The sequence below is a fragment of the Puia dinghuensis genome (assembly GCF_014642875.1).
Taxonomy (GTDB): domain Bacteria; phylum Bacteroidota; class Bacteroidia; order Chitinophagales; family Chitinophagaceae; genus Puia; species Puia dinghuensis.
Window position 1 is genome coordinate 145,424 of sequence record NZ_BMJC01000005.1, and the last position, 17,227, is coordinate 162,650.

Genomic DNA, 17,227 nt, shown 5'->3' on the forward strand with positions numbered 1-17,227 from the left:
GCAACGGCCTGGATTTTTATCTGGGCTTCTTTTTTTATTTTATGGGCGTTACCCTCGGGCTCGTCCCTCGCCCTTCGGGTCGGGCCAGGAACGGCGGTAGCCGTTCGGCCGAAGGCCAATCATTTGACTCGCTACAGTCCCCGTCGGGCTGCCGCTCCGATCGCTAACGCGGCTTCTCTCCCAAACGCGTATCTTTGAGCACCAAAACTACTCCTAACAACGTGCTCAGCCGAATCCTTCTCCTCCTCATCTGCATAAATCTCCTCCTCACCGCAAAGTGCCAGGATAACACAGCACCCGGCTCAGCCAACCTATCCACCCTCAACACCGCCATCGCCTCCTCCCCAAAATATGACACAGCCAAACAAGCCGTCATCCAACAGCTAAAAAACACCCTCGCCGCCACCCCAAAAGACAACCTCCCGGCGCAATTCGAAGATCACCGCCGGCTTTACGAAGAATACAAGGTTTTCAAATATGATTCTGCCTTCACCTATGCCCGGGCGCTCCGGTCGATAGCCCTGAAACTGGACGATCCCGTCAAAACTACCTATGCCCGGCTACAACTTGGTTTCTGCCTGCTCTCTTCCGGCCTGTTCAAAGAGACCCTCGATTCGCTCGCGGAAATTCAAATCGGCACAGCACCCGATAGCCTCCAGGCGGAATATTATGCGCTCATGGGAAGGTATTACTACGATCTGGGCGACTTTGACAACGACAGCTACAATACCCCCGTCTACACCCAAAAAGGCAACGTCTATATTGATTCAGCCCTGCACCGCTATCCGCCAGGCTCCTTTAATGCATCCTACTACAAAGGTCTCAAGGATATCAAGTCGGGCGAGAGAGCCCGGGCCCTCGCCGAATACCGGCAACTGCTCCGCCGCCCCGATCTCACCCTTCATCAATTAGCCGTCACCACCTCCACCCTCAGCGACATCTATATCACTAATGGTCAGCCGGACACCGCCATACAACTACTCATCCGCGCCGCCATCGCCGATATCGAGTCCTCGACAAAGGAGACCGCCGCCATCTTCAATCTGGCCCAGCTGCTCTACAAGAAAGGCGACGTTCGCAACGCCTCCAACTATATCGAAACCGCCATCCGCGACGCTGTGTTCTATGGTGCCCGCCAGCGGAAGGTACAGGTCAGCGCCATCCTCCCCCTCATCGAAGGCGAAAAGGTCCGCCGGGTCGAAGACCAGAAAAGCATCTTCGTCACCTGGTCCGTCATCGCCACCATCCTCCTGGGGGTCGTCGTCGTCCTCGCCATCACCGTCTACCGCCAGGTAGGCCGGCTCAAAGCGGCGCAGGCCATCATCACCCAGGCGCATATAAAGGAACAGGCGATCAACCAGCGACTGCTGGAAACCAACAACAAACTCTCCGAAGCCAATAAGATCAAGGAAGAATACATCGGCTACTTCTTCAACGCCGACTCGGAATCCTTTGCAAAAATTGAAAAGTTCAAGCGATCGCTCGAGCAAAAGATCGCCTACCGCAAGTGGGACGAGATCATCGCCCTCGTCAACAACACCAACTTGAAAAAAGAAAAAGAAGAAATGATCCACAACTTCGACATGGTCTTCCTCCGGCTCTTCCCCGATTTCATCAACCGGTTCAACGCCCTCTTCCGCCCCGAAGACCAGGTAGAACTAAAGGACAACCTCAACACCGATCTGCGCATCTTCGCGCTCATCCGCATGGGCATCCACGAGAACGAAAAGATCGCCCGCATCCTCGAATACTCCGTCAACACTATCAATACCTACAAAACAAAGATCAAGAACCGGTCCATCGTCCCCAACGAAGAATTCGAACAACGCATCATGGAGATCAAAACAGTCTGATGGGCGTTCCCCTTCGGGTCGGGCTCTTCGGTCCAAGTCCTCAGGCCTTCGTCGACGCTGCTTCGACACGCGTCTCCTCGCCCGCAACCTTCGCCTAAGGGCTCGGTTGCGTTCCGGGCTTTCCCCTTCGATCCCTAACGCGGCCCCTACAGCGGCCTTATACTCACCGCCGCTCCACCCCCCGGCGCCAGCTGCACCCTCAACCGGCCCTTACTATCCACCGTCATCGTCTCTATCGCATACGCCTCTGGATTGGTCTTCCAATCCGCCCCCACGCCATCCTTATAAATGGTCGCCTTATACTTCCTCCCGGGCTCTAAAAACGCCAGCGGCACATCCACCGTCCGCGCATTCTCATCCGTGATCGCCCCCAAAAACCAATTGGCCGCCCCCTTCTCCTTCCGCGCAATCGTCACATAATCCCCAGGCTCCGCCTCCAATATCTTCGTATCATCCCAATCCACCGGCACATCCCGGATAAACTGAAACGCATCCATATGCGCGGCATAATTCTCCGGCAGATCGGCCGCCATCTGCAACGGGCTGTACAAGGTAACGTACAAGGCCAGCTGCTTCGCAAGAGTCGTATGCACCTGCCGGCCCGCAACGGTAGAATACCCCCGAAGCCGGAAGATCCCCGGCGTATAATCCATCGGCCCGCCCATCAGTCTCGTGAACGGCAGGATAGTCTCATGCTCCGGCGCATTCCCGTCGCTAAAAGCATTGTATTCATTGCCCCGCGCCGCCTCACACGCCAGCCAGTTCGGATACGTGCGCTGCAAACCCGTCGGCCGCACCGGCTCATGCGCATCGAGCATAATATGGTAAGCCGCCGCTATCGAAGCCACCCGTACATAGTGCTCCGCCATCCATTGGCCGTCATGATGTTCCCCCCGCGGGATGATCCGCCCGACATACCCCGTCTTCACCGCCCCATACCCCCAACCCTTCATAAACCGAAAAGCCGTATCCATCTGTCGCTCGTAATTCGTCGCCGACCCCGAAGTCTCATTATGCATGATCATCGCCACCCCCTTCGACGCCGCATACGCCGTCACCTCCCGCACATCAAAATCCGGGTAAGGCGTCACAAAATCAAAGACGTTCTCCTTCCAGTTGCCGAACCAATCCTCCCAGCCCACATTCCAACCCTCGACAAGCACCCCCCCAAGATGATTGGCAGCCGCAAAATCGATATACCGTTTGACATTCGCCGTATTGGCGCTGTGACGACCACTCGGGATCAACTGCCCACGCGCATCCACGCTGTCCGGATAATCCGAATAGCTCCACGTCCCCTTACCCGTCTGCATCTCCCACCATACTCCGCAAAACTTCATCGGATGTATCCAATCGGTGGAAGCCAGCTTCGACGGTTCATTCAGGTTCAATATCATTTTGGAAGCAAGGATATCCGCCGCCTTGTCGCTGACAATGATCGTCCTCCACGGCGTGGCAAAAGGGGCATGCAGATACGCCTTATTACCCACACAATCCGGCACCAGCGAAGCCCTCAACGTCAATGAAGCGTGGTCCACATGCAGCTGCATGGCGGGGTACCCCACCAGCGCAGCCTCATGGATATTCAAATAAAGCCCATCGGCGCTCTTCATCATCAACGGCGTCTGCACCGCATACCGGTCCGGCGCCACCCTCACGGCAATAGCCGTCGACGCCGCCACCAGCGCCGCATTGTCCACCGAACTCAGCGACGAGGTCGTGTAGGGGTACTCGTTGGTATCATAGTCTCCCGGGATCCAAAACGTCTTATGGTCACCCGCCATCCTGAACTCCGTCAGCTCATCCCCAACCACAAAATACCGCAACCCCGCCTGCTTCGGAAATACATAGCGGAATCCAACCCCATCGGCAAACACCCGGAACACAATGTCCAGCCAGCGCCCCATTCTCTCCAAATGAACAGTCAGCTCCTCATAATGATCCCTTATCGCCGCCACCTCCCCCCACACCGGCCGCCATACCGTATCCACCACCCGCCGCTCCTGGCCCCGCAACACGAAACCGGTAAAAAAGCTGCTGTCCGCCGACAGCACAAATCCAAGCCGCGACGGCAATACTACCGGCCGGCCCGCATAACTGACGGAATAAACCGGGCGCCCCTCTCCATCCAACACAAACGTCAACCCCACCCTCTCCAACGACACGGTCAGTCGCTGCTGCGATCTGACCGTGTAACAAAAAATACAAAAGCAAAAGCAAGCAATAATCCTTCTAATCATAATGTGTTAAATATACATAATAGAACCCGCACTCCCCAAAAATTCCCGCACCCCCACCGCAGTTCTCACCCCACACCTCACCCGCACCCCCACCGCAGCCATTCTCCCGGAAAACGCCGTAAACTCAATACCCCGGATTCTGCTGCCCCGCAATCTTCGCATTCGCATTCACCTCCTGCAGCGGTATCGGCCACGCATAACTCTTATCCGGAAAAGCCAGCGCCGGCGTCGCCATATCACTCCCATAAAAACTCGCCTCCGACGCCCCCAAATGCCACCGGCATATATCTATCCACCACTGCCCCTCATTGAACAACTCCGCCCACCGCTCATAATACAACGGATTATGCCCCAACACCGCATCACCCGCCGCCGCCGCACTCGTCGCACTCGTCAGCGAAGCATAATCCACCGGCGACGCCCCATTCACCGGATACCCATACGCCCGCCGCTTCACCTTATTCAGATACTCCAACCCCGTCACCCCATCATTCGTATTGATACTCGCCTCGGCATACAACAAATACACATCCGCCAGCCGCAACAAATAAATATTCGCCCCATCGGCCTGACCACCCGGAACATTATTGACATTGGAATATATAGGCGCATACTTCCGGAAACTCCATTGATAAGCATTGGCCTTCGTAGGCCCACTCGGCCGCGACACCGGCACAAAACCTGCCGTCGGTATCGTCCCCGGGATATAACCCGCCGCAGGCGTATTGATCGCTGAATCCACCCACGGCTGCAAACAGCTCACAAAAAGCCGCGGATCACAAGTCTGATTAGCCCGCACCTGCAACGATGCCGTCTTATACGCCGGGTCCATGATCATCGCCGGATTCGCCGGCGACGCAGGCTTAGAAGAGTTATACGCCGGATTGGCGACAAGACTGTACGGCCCCAGCGGGAACCCAAACCGCAGGATATTCTTGTCATGAACTACCTCATTTCCATACCCCAGCGGTATCGCATCCGTCTCCGCGCCATCCGTACCAAGCACCCACGGACTCCAGATCAGGCCGTTGATACTCGTGGAATTGGGCGCACCCCCATACACCCCATAATCTCCATTGGACGCATAATCGATATTGAGCTCGAACAGCGATTCCTCATTGAACTCATTCGCGCTGATCCCGATAAAGGCATTGCGATACTTCGCATACGGCATCAGTGACTTGCCGCTATTCGTGATCACATCCAACAGCGTAGTCTTCGCATCGGCATAATCCTTCGAATACACATACGCCTTCCCCAACAGCCCCTTCGCCGCCCACTCACTGGCCCGCCCCTCTTCATTACCGGTCCACACCTGGCCATGCAGCAAGGCCGCCGCCTGCTTCAGATCGCTCTCGACGAGCGCCCACACATCCTTTGCCGGACTGCGGGCCACCTGCGAACCCGCCAGGCTCGTAGGAAGAACGGTATCAATAGGCACCCCAAGCCCCGACCCGCCACTGGGCACAAAATCCTGCCCGAACAAGCTCTCCAGCCATAGGTAGTAATAGCCGCGCAGACAATAGGCCTGACCGCGTATCAGATTCACCGGGCCCCCATCATTGGGCGAAGCATACTTAGCCATATACACATTGCAAGCCTGCAACACCGCATTGCAATTCTTTATCCCCGCATAACAAACCGCCCATGCCCCCTGCGCATACGAATTGGCCGCGGTAAAGCTGGTCTGGCACATCTCCACCCAGCCCGCATCGTAACCCCCGTCATCGGCGGCATGCGTGCAATTAGCCATCGCCTTGGGCAGGAAATTGAACCCGAACATATTCGCATCCCGCATCGCCGAATAGGCCGTAGCCAGCACACTGTTCAACCCATCGATCGTATTAGGATAGGTCGATACCGAAAACAGGTTCGTAGGCGCCACCTGCGAAGGGTCTTTCGAACAACCGGCAAACAAAACCACCGGTATCATAAAGGCAACAATCTTCTTGATCATTTTTATATATTTTATACTTCCCCGGCCTACCGGCCAGGGCGAATAGTTTAAAAATTAAAATCCACACCCGCCGAATAGATCCTCGTCTGCGGATACTGCGACACCCCATCCAACCCCCGCGTCGTCACCCCAACAGAATTGCCTACATAACCGCTAAGTGAAGCATGCGAAAACCCGCTACCCACCTCCGGATCCAGCCCCGAATAGTGCGTAAGCACAAACAAATTATTCGCCATCACAAAAAGCCGCGCACTCTTGATACTGGCCTTCTGCAACAACGCATCCGAGAACGTATACCCCACCTGCACATTCTTCAGCTTCACATAACTGCCGCTCTCGACGAAATAACTGTTCACCTTAGTATAATTGCCATTCGGATCATACACAAACGTCCCACCTGCACCTACAACCCCCATCCGCGGCTGCGAAGTCAGTCCATTGCCGCCGAAATACGAATCGTTCAACGCCTTCGTCGTCACATTCGCATCACCCGTAAAAGGATACAACTCATAAGCCTTCACCCCATTGAACAGATCGACACCAGCCACGCCGTTGAACAGCAACGCCGCATCGAAACCCTTATAGGTAAGCCGGATATTGACCCCGTACACCAGTTTGGGATTGGGATTGCCGATCACCTGCTGATCCTTCGAACTCAGCGTAGCGCCATTCTTGGTATCATGCGCAAAGATCAGATCGCCCGCATGCGCATTGGGCTGCGCACTCGCCGCCGCCTCTGCATCGGTCTTGAACATCCCGATCGCCTTATATCCATAAAAAGACCCGAAGGGCAGCCCGTTCCTGGTAATCGTTATCGGCTGGTTAGCCATCACCCCATACCCCTCATTGCCATTGTTGTAATAATTGTAGCCGTCGTATAACGCATCCGTCGCAATCCCGTCGAGATTGGTCACCTTGTTCGTATTGAAACCCGCCGTCACACTCACATCATACCCCAGCTCGCCCGCCTTGTCACGATACCCCGCGAGCACATCGACCCCCTTGCTGCTGACACTGCCGATATTGGTAAAGAACGGCGAAGAAAAACCCGAGTTCAGCGGCAGCGGCAGGGCATACAACATGTCCTGCGTCGTCTTGTTATACCATTCCACACTGAAATAGATCCTGCCCTTCAGCAACTCTCCATCCAGGCCGATATTCGTCTCCTTCACCGTCTCCCAGTGCAGGTTGGGATTGGCGAGCGTGTTGATGGAAGACCCGATATACAAAGGGGCGCCCGGAGCGAAATTCGCGGCGTTCACCGAGGTGTTCCCAAAACCCGCTATCCCGGAATAGGGCCCATAGAACGATGCAAACGTGTATGCCGGAACATTACTGTTGCCCAGCGTCCCATAGCTGCCGCGCAACTTCAGCAGGTTCACCACCGGCAGCGCACCCGCGAAGAAAGCCTCATCACTGATCGTCCAGCCCGCCGAACCCGCCGCAAACACCCCACGCTGTTTATTCGGTCCAAAGACAGTAAAATTCGCATCCTGCCGGATGCTGCCCGACAGATAATACCGCTTGTCATAGTTATAATTGATCCGCCCAAACTCCGACTTGATCAGTCCATTCCCATCATAACTCCCCGTAGCCGTCGTCGTCGACTGCGACGTCGTGATGATCGAATAATCCGGTAGCCCATTGGCCGACACCGTCGCGTTAAGGTTATTGAACTTCGTCGTTATCTGCTCATAACCCGCCACCGCATTGATCGTATGCTTACCGAACTCCTGCTCGTACGTCAGCACATAGTTATCCAGCAACTGACCGCTCTGGACATACAACTTATTCAACGCGTTCGTCGAATTCACCACCGCCCCGAAATTGAACGGCGACTGGTAAAAATCCATGGTTTCCAAATAGTAGGAATATCCATGCGTCGTCCTGAAATTCAAATGCAAAGGCAGTTTTATCTCCGCATACACATTCCCCTGGAAGTTATTCTGGAAATCAATCGCCGTAGCCGATTCTGCCGCCCCATAAGGATTGGGCGCCCCGAACTGGATCCCATAACCAGGCGGCACAGTGCCCCACGTTCCATCCTCGTTACGTATCGGGATAACAGGCGAAGTACGGAACGGCGCATTATGCAGCTGCGCTTCATCCCCCACCAGCGGCGCCGTCTTCCGTTGCGAAAAAGCGATCTGCTCGCCCACCTTGATCCAATTGCCCAGCTTATAATCTGTGTTGATCCGCGCTCCGCCGATATTCGAATAGTTGCGGACAAATATCCCCTTCTGCGCATTGTAGAAACCCGAAAAAAGGTAGTTCACCGCCGGCGTGGACCCTGACACCGACAGGTTATAGTTCTGTTCATACGCATTTCCATACAAAGCATGCACCCAGTCCGTATTGGCCAGCGTATCCGTATGTGCCGCCCCCTTGAAATAGGAGGGATTGATAACATTCTCGAGCTTCATATAGTCATCCTTGCGCAGCAGATCAGTCACCAGCTTGGGATGGGTGACGCCATAGCGCATATTGAAATTGACCACCGGCTTCGCGCCTGCCCCCCGCTTCGTCGTGATGAGGATAACGCCGCCTGCGGCGGCCGACCCATAGATAGCTGCCGCACTGGCATCCTTGAGGATGTCCACCGTGGCAACGTCCTGGATATTGATATTGTCCCCCGGCACCCGCACCCCGTCGACGATGTATAAAGGCGCCGGCTGGTGCAGCGAAGAAAGTCCCCTGATAATGATCTCCGGAGTCGAGGCGCCCGGCTCACCGGAATTATTGATCACCTCCACCCCCGCTGCCCTACCCTGCAACGCCGCTGTCAGACTGGTCACCGGCTGCTCCTTGATGGCCGATCCGCTCACCGACGCGAGACTCCCCGTCACATCCTTGCGTTTCTGGGTGCCATACCCCACTACTACCACCTCGTTCAGGTTCGACCTGCCGGGCGCCATCGCAACAGTCAGCTCCACCCTGGTGCCAGGTCTCACTAATTGCGTTTCAAATCCCACATAGGAAACCTCCAGCACCGCCCCCGCAGCAGGCACCCGCAGGGAAAACCTCCCGCCCGCATCCGTCGTCACGGCGGCAGCACTGCCTTTAACTTTTACCGTCGCACCCACCAGTGCAACACCCTTATCATCGGTGACTGTCCCGGATAACCTCCTGTCCTGCGCCCGGGCATAAAAGAAGAAGAGTGAAAAAATGCCAAGTAGCATTTTGCACAGCAATCGTTGTTTTGTCATAAACAGTATTTAGGACGAAACAACAAATTGGCGCAGAGGCATAAAAGTTATATTCGGTTTGTATAAGAAATATCCCCGAAATCTGGCGCGCACGCCAAACTAACAACCTGTATCCCAAATCCTTAAAAACATATTAAAAAATTGAAAATATAATGCATTTGTAAGCCTCACCCCACCATTCCCCCGCCCCAGGGGGCCCCGCCTCGCCCCATCATTCCCCCGCCCGCCTCATCACCCTCACCCGCCTCATCACCCTCACCCGCTTCACCCCATCACCCCTCATGGCCCTCCCCGCGCGAGCCACCCCCCTACACCTTAAAGATCTTATCGATCAGCAGGTTCAACACCTCCAAAAACACCAGCACAATAATGATCCACTCTAAAAACGTACTGTTCCTATACTGCAGCAGATCTTTAAACAACTCCAGATTCTCTTTAATAATCTCCAGCCCCTCCCGCACATCCCGGTAGCGCTCCTGCAGGTCGAACGTTCGCTTGAGCCCCACGTCTATCCGGTTAAGGTTCTCATCCTCCCAGGTCTCGGGCGGCGAGTCGAAAATATACAGGTTCTCCGAAATACGATTCTTTAGGTTCAACGTCTTACCTATATACTGCTTCAGCGACTTCCCCGTGATATCCAGCCGCCCCTTCCGCTCCAGGCTGTTCGTATGACTGTTCGTTTCCTCCAGGAGCACGTTCGTCAACTCCGCAAAATAATCCAGTGACACCGACTGGCTCACATTCAACATGATCAGCCGAAACACCTCGATATCCGGCTGCACGATCTCTATCTTATTGTACCCGAACTTATTCTCCCGCGCATTCGTCTCCACCTCGAACTCTTCGCTCAACTTCAGCTCGAAGCTGTTCTTGCAAAATGGAGCGATCCGTTGCAAAAAAGCCTCCCGCTCCGCCTCATTATAATTAAGGAAACAAACCACCCCGTATTTGAAGACATAGACAAAGGCCTCTTCCCCGGTCTTATAAAACAGCTCGTCGGCATCGTAGTGGTGAATGCCCTCTTTATAGCTTGACCTGAACGCCCTTACGTCGATACTGTCAGCTATTTGGTAAGACACAACGTACAGCATAGACCTTCAAGGTAAGCGATCTGCCCTCCAAAATAAAATACTAAAATAATTACCATATTGACTAACTATTTTAGTATATTGGCCCCAAAACCAACAACCATGCAATCCCTTGCTCCCAACATCTTCGTAAAAGACATCAACGCTACGCTCGACTTCTATCGCAACCTTGGCTTTCAGCTCACCATGTCCGTCCCCCAACCCGGCGAAGGCGATTTTGTCTGGGCCATGATGACCAATGGCAAGGTCACGATGATGTTCCAAACCATCGAAAGCCTGGGCGACACCCTGCCGGCCATCAGCCGCACCGCCGACGGCGGCTCCCTGCTGCTCTATATAAACCTGGAGAACATCCGCGCTTTCTTCGATAGCATCAAGGACAAGGTCACCATCCTCCAGGGCCTGGAAAAGACCTTCTACGGCGCCACCGAATTCTCCATCCTGGATAACAATAATTACGTCCTCACCTTCGCCGAACACGAATAGCCCTCATCACATAAAATCTCCACCGTCCCCCGTCCTTCTCCACCGTCCCCCCGTCCCCCCATCCTCCACCAAACACGCTAACCGATCGGCAATTTCCCGCAAATCGGTTAGCTTTACGGCATGACAGGCCGCATACACCCTCTTTTTCTCCACCTCGCCGGATGCGTGCTGTTCCTGTCCCTGCCCATTCTCTTCTCACCCGAATCCTTACCCCTCAAATCTTATCTGTCCAACCCGCCCACCCGGCGCGAACTCCTCATCTATGTACTCGTGCTGGGTGTCTTTTACGCCAATTACTTCCTGCTCATCCCTGCTTACTATTTCACCCGGCGTTACCTGGCCTTCGCCTTGTTCAACCTCCTTTGCTTCGGGCTGCTCACTTTCATGCCCCTTTTACTCGCCCCCATCTCCCCCTTACCCCGCCCCGGATTCAACAATACTCCACCCCACACCGCCGCACCCAACAGGCCCGAATACTCCCCGCCCCCTATCGACCATCCACACGGGCGCCCCATCTTCCGCGACATCAGCCAATACCTCTTTCTCTTCCTCGTCGTCCTCTTCCTGGCCCTGCTGCTGAAGATCCGCGATCGCTGGCGGCACGCCGAAGAAGAAAAGCTCCACGCCGAACTCGCCTATCTGAAAGCCCAGATCAACCCCCACTTTCTTTTTAATATCCTCAATAGCATTTACGCCCTCGCCCTCGAACGATCCGACCGAACCGCAGGCGCCGTCGTCAAACTCTCTTCGATGATGCGCTATGTCCTGCTCGAAGCCGGCCAAAACCGGGTCCCCCTCGAACAGGAGATCACCTATCTCACCGATTATATCGAATTACAGCAAACCCGCTTCGAAGACGAAGACACCCTCCAACTCGACTTCACCGTCACCGGCCAGCCCGAAGGAAAGACCATTGCGCCACTCCTGCTCATCCCCTTTGTGGAAAACGCCTTTAAACATGGGATCAACCCCGAACAACCCTCCGCCATCCGCATCCGTATAGACATTGGGGAAAAAGAGTTACGACTGGCGGTCACCAACAGGAAGGTAGCCCCCAAGCTGCTCCCTACCGGACCGGCAGGTCTTGGCATCAACAACACCCGCCAGCGCCTGGGCATCCTCTATCCCGCGCAATACACCTTATCCATCGAAGACAACGCAGATGATTTCCATGTTTTGCTAACTTTGCACCTGACATGATCAAAGCCATCGCAATAGACGACGAAGCGCCGGCCTTAAAAGTGATCGAGAATTTTTGCGACCGGACGGATACCATCACCCTCGAGCGGACCTTTCGCCGGCCCGCCGAAGCGCTGGGCTACCTGCAACAATCGCCCGTCGACCTGCTCTTCCTCGACATCCATATGCCTTCCCAGTCGGGGCTCGAACTCTACAAGACCATCGGCCCATCCACCCTTGCCATCTTTACGACGGCCCATAGCGAATATGCGGTAGAAGGCTTCAACCTCAACGCCATCGACTACCTGCTAAAACCATTCACCTTCCAACGGTTTCAACAGGCCGTGAACAAGGCCGCCGATTACCTCGCCTTCCGCAGCACCCAGCAGAACCAGGGGCAATATTCCGAAGCCCTGCTCATCCGCTCGGACTACAGCCTCATTCGCATCAACACCGCCGGCATCCTCTTCATCGAAGCCGCAGACGACTATTTAAAAATATACCAGGAAAACAAACCCCCGCTCACCGTTCGCATGACCATGAAAGGCCTCATCGGCATGCTACCCCCCACCGATTTCATCCGTATCCACCGCTCCTATATTATCTCCCTCCGCCGCATTGACAACGTTCGCAACAAAACCGTCTCCATCAACGGCCGCGACCTCCCCATCGGCAACAACTACGAAGCCGCCTTCTTCAAACACTTCAGCCGCTGACCCACCCCGGCCCCCCACTGCCCCGGCCTCCTGATCACCCGCCTCCGCCGTGGCGCCCCTACTTCTCCTTCAACTTCTCCAACTCAGCCGGACTCAACTTCTCCTTCTCCATCAAATCGATATCATGATTGATCATCACCATCTCCCCCGCCCCAAGCGTCTCCGGCTCATTATCCGTGTCGGAATGATACGACTTCGTTGCCCGTAACCGGCCCTCCAGCAGATCGACCTCCTCCCCCGGTTTGGACCGGTACGCATCCGCATGAAACCGCGCACCGCCCCCCGCGCTGTCCAGCACCTCGACCATCAGGTCACGGGTATGAACGATAAAAGGTCTCCCCGGCATCCCCACCACCTCGAACACCGCCTCTCCATCCAGCTGTATCTCCCGGTTATCCTTGCCAAACCCCTTCGCCACAAAAACGCTTGTCCCCGGGTTCAACACCACAGTACTGCCATCCGGCAGGCCGAACGTCCTCGGATAGCCCGCCCCGACATGAAAAGAAGTTCCTTCACCCAAAGCACTTCCCTGTCTCCCATGACAGGCCGCAACCACCAGACCCATCACCAGAGTCGAATAGACCAAACCGTGTCGTATTGTTCGCATAGCATTCAACAGTTAATGAACATTTGAATCACCGCTATCGGTTTCTTTACGTGTGAGGTGTACCCTTTGTTTCATCAACAACGCCTCCGGAATTACGACCTCATTGGATTCCACCAGAATGACGCAGATCTTCTCGTACTTTATCTTCACATCGTTCAGCCTGATCGGTTCCTCTTTTTCAAGATGATCCAGCAAGGAATAGATATCCTTCTCGAATGCATCGTTCTTTTCAAACAGTCGAACGCATGTTTTCCCGATCTTCCCGTCCTTATCGAATTTCATATCTGCAAATATCCATCCGCTATAGTCACTGTAGTTGCGCCGTTTTAGGATATTTTTGATTCCCTGGTCAATCTCAGCGAGAATGTGTTCCGATCTCGTAAAAGGTGATCCTCTCATGCGTTTCCCGTACGCCTCGCAAAAGTCGTCCTGCGTATATTGGTCCAGGCCTTTATACAGGGGTAAATTTTCGAACCGGCAGAAATACTCCTCGTAATAATCGCGTGTGCCTGTAAGCGAATACGAACGCCCCTTTTCAAACCGACCGTTAAAGAATATTTCGATATTGGCAGGTCCGCTGAGATACTTGTTGTACATCTTCCACTCACCCTCCTGCAAGCCGTCTTTGACATCACCCTCCATATCGCACTCCTGGGGGCTCGTAGCCGTACCAAACAGCACTTTGCCTTTAAAATGCCCGTTGCCATTCCTCACCAGGGCGTGCCCATTTTCCGTGAAGTATTCCAGTAGGAATGTCCCTGAATCCGTAAAGTTGATGGTCTTGGCCTTTTGACCATTCTCATAATAGTAAACCCAAATGCCTTTCTTCTCATTTTTTATGTACGCGCCATCCTCCCGGATATGTCCATTCTTGTAATAGAACACGCAAGGTCCATCCAATTGCCCGGCCTTATACTGGAGAGTGGCTGCCAGAGCGTCATTTGCTACATAATGATCCGTAGCCGGCCCATCCAATTGATAGTATTTATTGATCCTTGCCTGACGATAGAACACTGCACAGCTACGGTCGGACAATCTTGAGGCATATTGATTCAGATAGAAAAAGATATTATCCCCATCTACAAAAGCCAGTTGTCTGCAAAAGAAAAGCGAGTCGGCCGGGATGACGGTGGAATCAACCGGCTTCATCTTATTTTGAATCGTTCCATCCACCTTGCCTGACAGCGAAGAGATGAACAAAAGACATAGAGTAAGGCTACCAAGGAATCCAGTCGTTTTCATTATTAGCAGATAATTTACAAAAGCTAGGTCACATCAAAGACCAAGATAAGCTATCTCGGTATATAATCGTAATCTGACCTCTAAGTCCTACCCTGACCTTATCCCGCCCAATTGCCTTACCTTTACCCCCATGATCCGCGTCGGTGAATACAACACACTAACGGTAAGAAAGCAGCTCGCCTTCGGCCTCATCCTGGAGGACGGCAAAGATGGCATTCTCCTGCCCAAACGTTTTGTTCCCAAAAACGCAAAACCGGGCGACGAACTCACCGTCTTCCTCTATCATGACAGTGAAGACCGCCTCATTGCCACCACCCAACACCCCAAAGGCATCCTCGGCGACATCGTCCTGCTCCGCGTCGTCAGTCTCACCCCCCAGGGCGCCTTCCTCGACTGGGGACTCATGAAAGACCTCTTTGTCCCCAAATCGAAACAGCTCAGCGGCATGAGACTCGGCGGCGACTATCTCGTAAAGATCTACCTCGACGAACAAACTGGCCGGCTCGCCGCCACGGAGAAAATAGAACCCTTTCTCAGCAACGCAGACATCACCCTTAAGGAAAAAGACCTCGTCGACCTCACCGTATACCGCCGCACCGACATCGGCTATCTCGTGATCATAAACAACCGGCACACCGGCGTCCTTCACTTCAACGAGATCTTCCGCGACGTAAAGTCCGGCGACCGCTTCCCCGGCTTTATAAAGAACATCGTCCCGCCCGATCGCGCCGCCTCCGGCGAAACCGAGATCGACGTCGTCGCCGGCAAACCCGGTTACGAACGTACCGAAGACGCCGCCGCAAAGATCATCCGCCTCCTGAAAGAAAATAAGGGCCGGCTGCCCTATCATGACAAATCCGACCCTGAAGCCATCTATGCCTTCTTCGGCATGAGCAAAAAGACCTTCAAAATGACCACCGGCCGGCTCTACAAGGAAAAAAAGATCCTCATCACCGACACCGGCATCAGCCTCATAACACCCTGATCACCTCACCCCACCGCTGACTCCGACCCCCGCCCCATCTTACGGCCCCACCGTCCGCGTCCACACCTCCGTCCGCCCCAGCAGCGATATCCCCACATATCCCCGCACCTTCAATGTATTCATATCTTTCAACGACATCGTACAACTATACGTCTTCCCACTCTGCGGATCATAGATCTTCCCCCCGTTCCACTCATCCTCATCGAACTTGAACCCGCTCAGCAACCCCAGCCCTAGCAAAGGCCGGCTCCGAAGCCGCTCATCCGGGTTATTCTTATCTACCCTCGGCTTCCCGTTATCTTCATTAGGAAACTGCAGATACACTATCTTCCCAAAATACTGATCGCCGCTGCGATAGATCTGAATCTTCGCCGGCCTATCCCCATGCGTCATCCACACCCCCGTCACATCATCCGGCTTCACCGGCCCGGTAGCCACCACCCCCACCACCAACAACAACCCCATCCATCCCTGCCGCTCCACACTTCCACTGCGCGCAGCCTGCCCCACCACGCTCGTCTCCCGCGCCTCACCAGTCCCCGCCACGCCGGCCTTCCGCCCAGAACTTCGTCGAAGCTCCGGGCCCTCGCTTCGGCCTTCGTCGGAACTGCTTCGCCACGTTCCTCCTCGGTCGGGTCCTTCTCTTTCGCTCGGACCCGTTCGCAACCTTCGCTCGAGAGGCTCGGTTGCTTCCGCAAACGACTCATCATAGTCCTTCCGCAGCGTCCCCATCATCCGGTCCCAAAAAAGAAAATACAATCCATAGTTACCCTTGAAATATCGGTGGTGCAGATTATGACTCACCGAAGTATTGATCCACTTCCCCAGCCAGTTCCGGCTAAAGGAAGCAGGATACAACTCGAACCCCAGGTGGCCGTATACATTGTATACAAGGCTGATCACAAAAAACGCAAACAAATGCCACCCGTTTATCGGCAGCGTAAAAAGAAAGATAACAAAGATCAGCGATTCCAGTACAGCCTCCAGTGGGTGGAAGGCATACGCCGCCCACGGTGAAGGATTCACGCTCCGGTGATGGACAAGATGAAACAGCTTGAACAGCCGCGGGTGATGGATCAACCGGTGCATCCAGTAAAAGTAAGCGTCGTGTATTACCAGCATCAGCGGAAAGGCAGCAAAGAAATACCCCCACCCATACCGGGAAACATCGGCATAATAAGTCGTATGCGGCCGCAGGCTGTCATTCTCCACCAGCAACAGCGGCGGCAGCGCAAAGATCACGATCGAAATGGTAGAGAAAACTATCTCCCGCACATAATCCTTCCTCGCGGGAAACTTCGTCTGTATCTTCTTCCACGTTATCCGCTTCCTCAACAGGACATAAAACACCAGGAAAGCAATCCCGGCGATGATATAATATTTGTCGGCAACATCCAGCAGCGATCGGAAAAAGGTTGGCCAGCTCATATCAGTGGTTTAATAGACCAAATTTACTCGCCCCACCCCAAAAAATCGTTAACCCCGGTTAATTTCTGGACGTTCCCCGGCGCCGCAAACCAAAGCGAAGCGCCGGGCCGGGCAGACCTTCGTCGAAGCTCCGGGCACTCGCTTCTCCTCGGTCGCAACCGCTGACGCTAGGTTGTACTATAGTCCTCGCCCCCGCTTAACAACTCGGGCTCCGGGCTGCCGCAGAACTTCGTCGAAGCT

General features: G+C 54.4%; 12 protein-coding genes. 5 read left to right on the forward strand and 7 right to left on the reverse strand.

Annotated features, from left to right (window positions below):
* Positions 1-194 precede the first annotated feature (194 nt).
* Complete coding sequence (gene susR / locus IEY39_RS22380) at positions 195-1,853, forward strand: SusR family glycan utilization regulator (RefSeq protein ID WP_188935894.1); 1,659 nt, start codon at positions 195-197, stop codon at positions 1,851-1,853.
* Between the two features lie 146 nt (positions 1,854-1,999).
* Here the strand turns inward: susR and IEY39_RS22385 are convergent, their stop codons facing one another.
* The 4 genes from IEY39_RS22385 to IEY39_RS22400 form a co-directional block, all read right to left on the reverse strand.
* Positions 2,000-4,093, reverse strand: a complete 2,094-nt coding sequence (locus tag IEY39_RS22385; RefSeq protein WP_188935896.1) for a glycoside hydrolase family 97 protein — start codon at positions 4,091-4,093, stop codon at positions 2,000-2,002.
* A 124-nt stretch (positions 4,094-4,217) separates the two neighbouring features.
* Positions 4,218-6,050 carry a RagB/SusD family nutrient uptake outer membrane protein gene (locus IEY39_RS22390; protein WP_188935898.1) on the reverse strand — a complete coding sequence of 611 codons (1,833 nt, stop codon included), beginning with the start codon at positions 6,048-6,050 and terminating at the stop codon, positions 4,218-4,220.
* A 47-nt stretch (positions 6,051-6,097) separates the two neighbouring features.
* Entirely contained in the window at positions 6,098-9,256 is a 3,159-nt protein-coding gene (locus IEY39_RS22395; RefSeq protein ID WP_188935904.1) for a SusC/RagA family TonB-linked outer membrane protein, read from the reverse strand.
* 308 nt (positions 9,257-9,564) lie between these two features.
* Positions 9,565-10,347: an RMD1 family protein gene (locus IEY39_RS22400; RefSeq protein WP_188935906.1), complete on the reverse strand. Its 783-nt coding sequence runs from the start codon at positions 10,345-10,347 to the stop codon at positions 9,565-9,567.
* 99 nt (positions 10,348-10,446) lie between these two features.
* Here IEY39_RS22400 and IEY39_RS22405 point away from each other — a divergent pair, with 99 nt between their 5' ends.
* From IEY39_RS22405 to IEY39_RS22415, 3 genes are all read left to right on the forward strand, one after another.
* Positions 10,447-10,830, forward strand: coding sequence for a VOC family protein (locus tag IEY39_RS22405; protein ID WP_188935908.1), 384 nt, complete (start codon positions 10,447-10,449; stop codon positions 10,828-10,830).
* Positions 10,831-10,950: 120 nt separating this feature from the next.
* Positions 10,951-12,030 (forward strand): sensor histidine kinase, encoded by a 1,080-nt coding sequence (locus tag IEY39_RS22410; protein ID WP_188935910.1) that lies wholly within the window; start codon positions 10,951-10,953, stop codon positions 12,028-12,030.
* Positions 12,027-12,725, forward strand: a complete 699-nt coding sequence (locus IEY39_RS22415; RefSeq protein ID WP_188935912.1) for a LytR/AlgR family response regulator transcription factor — start codon at positions 12,027-12,029, stop codon at positions 12,723-12,725. The genes IEY39_RS22410 and IEY39_RS22415 overlap by 4 nt, the downstream gene beginning before the upstream one ends.
* Before the next feature lie 58 nt (positions 12,726-12,783).
* Here IEY39_RS22415 and IEY39_RS22420 read toward each other — a convergent pair whose 3' ends face one another.
* On the reverse strand, positions 12,784-13,332 hold the full coding sequence (locus IEY39_RS22420; protein WP_188935914.1) for a FecR family protein: 549 nt from the start codon (positions 13,330-13,332) through the stop codon (positions 12,784-12,786).
* Between the two features lie 12 nt (positions 13,333-13,344).
* Positions 13,345-14,574 (reverse strand): toxin-antitoxin system YwqK family antitoxin, encoded by a 1,230-nt coding sequence (locus IEY39_RS22425; RefSeq protein ID WP_188935916.1) that lies wholly within the window; start codon positions 14,572-14,574, stop codon positions 13,345-13,347.
* 130 nt (positions 14,575-14,704) lie between these two features.
* On the opposite strand from IEY39_RS22425, the gene IEY39_RS22430 reads away from it, so the two are divergent.
* Positions 14,705-15,559 carry a CvfB family protein gene (locus IEY39_RS22430; protein ID WP_188935917.1) on the forward strand — a complete coding sequence of 285 codons (855 nt, stop codon included), beginning with the start codon at positions 14,705-14,707 and terminating at the stop codon, positions 15,557-15,559.
* A gap of 39 nt (positions 15,560-15,598) precedes the next feature.
* On the opposite strand, the gene IEY39_RS22435 is transcribed toward IEY39_RS22430, so the two are convergent.
* On the reverse strand, positions 15,599-16,987 hold the full coding sequence (locus IEY39_RS22435; protein ID WP_188935919.1) for a DUF2147 domain-containing protein: 1,389 nt from the start codon (positions 16,985-16,987) through the stop codon (positions 15,599-15,601).
* Positions 16,988-17,227: the final 240 nt, after the last annotated feature.

Excerpts from the sequence above, each read along its gene's own strand:
- IEY39_RS22385 (WP_188935896.1), bottom strand. The coding sequence starts at position 4,093 with ATGATTAGAAGGATTATTGCTTGCTTTTGCTTTTGTATTTTTTGTTAC.
- IEY39_RS22390 (WP_188935898.1), bottom strand. The coding sequence starts at position 6,050 with ATGATCAAGAAGATTGTTGCCTTTATGATACCGGTGGTTTTGTTTGCC.
- IEY39_RS22395 (WP_188935904.1), bottom strand. The coding sequence starts at position 9,256 with ATGACAAAACAACGATTGCTGTGCAAAATGCTACTTGGCATTTTTTCA.
- IEY39_RS22400 (WP_188935906.1), bottom strand. The coding sequence starts at position 10,347 with ATGCTGTACGTTGTGTCTTACCAAATAGCTGACAGTATCGACGTAAGG.
- IEY39_RS22405 (WP_188935908.1), top strand. The coding sequence starts at position 10,447 with ATGCAATCCCTTGCTCCCAACATCTTCGTAAAAGACATCAACGCTACG.
- IEY39_RS22410 (WP_188935910.1), top strand. The coding sequence starts at position 10,951 with ATGACAGGCCGCATACACCCTCTTTTTCTCCACCTCGCCGGATGCGTG.
- IEY39_RS22415 (WP_188935912.1), top strand. The coding sequence starts at position 12,027 with ATGATCAAAGCCATCGCAATAGACGACGAAGCGCCGGCCTTAAAAGTG.
- IEY39_RS22420 (WP_188935914.1), bottom strand. The coding sequence starts at position 13,332 with ATGCGAACAATACGACACGGTTTGGTCTATTCGACTCTGGTGATGGGT.
- IEY39_RS22425 (WP_188935916.1), bottom strand. The coding sequence starts at position 14,574 with ATGAAAACGACTGGATTCCTTGGTAGCCTTACTCTATGTCTTTTGTTC.
- IEY39_RS22430 (WP_188935917.1), top strand. The coding sequence starts at position 14,705 with ATGATCCGCGTCGGTGAATACAACACACTAACGGTAAGAAAGCAGCTC.
- IEY39_RS22435 (WP_188935919.1), bottom strand. The coding sequence starts at position 16,987 with ATGAGCTGGCCAACCTTTTTCCGATCGCTGCTGGATGTTGCCGACAAA.